Genomic DNA, 2076 nt, shown 5'->3' on the forward strand with positions numbered 1-2076 from the left:
AGAGGGGGGCGTGAAGGATCACGACGTCTCCGCATTCGCCGACGGTGCGTCGATCCCATGACCACCTTCACCCCAACCACGTCGGAAGAAGTCCTGTCCACCGTCGCCTGGGCGGTAGCGGAAGGATCGCCGCTGGAAATCCTCGGCCATGGTTCGAAGCGCGGCATCGGCCGGCCGCAACAAAGCGAACACACGCTCGACCTGTCGAAGCTCACCGGCGTCACGCTTTACGAACCGGCTGAACTGGTGCTGTCGGCCANNTGGCCGACATCGAGAAGCTGTTGGCGGAAAACGGCCAGCAACTTGCCTTCGAGCCGATGGACTACGGCCCGCTGCTCGGTGGCGAGCCGGGAAAAGGCACGATCGGCGGCGTGCTCGCCGCGAACCTTTCCGGCCCGCGCCGGCTGAAGGCGGGTGCTGCGCGCGATCATATTCTGGGCATCAATGTGATGTCCGGGCGTGGCGAGGCCTTCAAGTCGGGCGGACGCGTGGTCAAGAACGTCACCGGCTATGACATGTCCAAGCTGATGGCCAACAGCTGGGGCACGCTGGCGGTATTCACCGACGTCACCTTCAAGGTACTGCCGGCCGCAGAGACCGAAGTCACGCTCGCCATCCGCGGCCTGCTCGACGATGCGGCTGCCGCCGCCATGGCCATGGCGCTCGGTTCGAGTGCTGAAGTGTCGAGTGCCGCCCATCTGCCGGAGCGGATCGCCGCGCGCGTCGCTGGCGGCAGTCTCGGCAGCGAGGCCGCAACGCTGCTGCGTGTGGAGGGTTTTGGCCCGTCGGTCGCCTACCGCATCGCCGCGCTGAAAACGCTGCTCGGCAAGGCCGGGCCGCTGGAGGAGATTACCGGCGAAACCTCGCGGCTGATCTGGCGCGATGTGCGCGATTGCAGGCCCTTCGCCGACAACAGCGAGAAACCGGTCTGGCGCGTATCGATGACGCCGGGACAGGGCCACCAGATGGTCCTGACGCTGCGCATGCAGGCCGCCGTCAGCGCCTTCTATGACTGGCAGGGCGGGCTGGTGTGGCTGCGCATGGAAGAGGGCGACCCGGAAGCCGCTCTGCTGCGCGGGCTGTTGAGGAAACATGGTGGCGGCCATGCGACGCTGGTGCGCGCCGCGCCCTCCCACCGCGCTGCCTTGCCGGTGTTCGAGCCGCAGGCGCCCGCACTGGCAGCACTCAGCGAGCGCCTGAAGCAGGAATTCGACCCGAAGAACATCCTCAATCCCGGCCGAATGGCCTAGGATCCAACGCGATGCAGACCAATTTTTCGCTTGCCCAGCTTGCCGATCCGCATGTCGCGGAATCGGAAAAGATCCTGCGCAAATGCGTGCATTGCGGCTTCTGCACCGCGACGTGCCCGACCTATGTGACATTGGGTAACGAGCTCGATTCACCGCGCGGGCGCATCTACCTGATCAAGGACATGCTGGAAAACGGCCGTCCCGCCGACAAGGAGATCGTCACCCATATCGACCGCTGCCTGTCGTGCCTCGCCTGCATGACGACGTGCCCATCGGGCGTCAACTACATGCATCTGGTCGACCACGCGCGCGCCCATATCCAGGAGACCTACAAGCGGCCGCTGCTCGACCGCCTGATCCGCGCCATGCTGGCCTTCGTGCTGCCCTATCCCGCACGCTTTCGCGCGGCACTCAAGCTTGCAAAGCTGGGCAAGCCATTCATTGGCCTGTTCGACAAGGTCCCGGCGCTGAAACCGCTCAGCGCCATGCTCAGGCTCGCTCCGGCCGCGATCCCCACGGCCTCGCCGATGGCTTCACCTGGCATCCATGCCGGGCAGGGGGCCAAAAAGGGCCGCGTCGCCATCCTCACCGGCTGCGCGCAATCGGTGCTCGATCCCGCCATCAACGACACGACGATTTCGCTGCTGACACGGCTCGGCATCGAGGTCGTGGTGCCGCAGGGCGAAGGCTGCTGCGGTGCGCTGGTGCATCACATGGGGCGGGAGCAAGCCGCCCTTGCCTCGGCCAGACGGAATGTCGACGCCTGGACGCGCGCCATCGACCAGGGTGGGCTCGATGCCATCGTCATCACCGCATCCGGATGCGG

General features: G+C 65.9%; 1 protein-coding gene and 1 pseudogene. Both read left to right on the plus strand.

Annotated features, from left to right (window positions below):
- Positions 1-57 precede the first annotated feature (57 nt).
- Positions 58-1250: pseudogene (locus FCU66_RS12170) on the plus strand (FAD-binding protein).
- Between the two features lie 11 nt (positions 1251-1261).
- A partial coding sequence (locus FCU66_RS12175) for a heterodisulfide reductase-related iron-sulfur binding cluster (protein WP_136625411.1) occupies positions 1262-2076 on the plus strand: 815 nt, incomplete at its 3' end.

The organism is Mesorhizobium norvegicum, from assembly GCF_004919685.1.
Taxonomy (GTDB): Bacteria; Pseudomonadota; Alphaproteobacteria; order Rhizobiales; family Rhizobiaceae; genus Mesorhizobium; species Mesorhizobium norvegicum.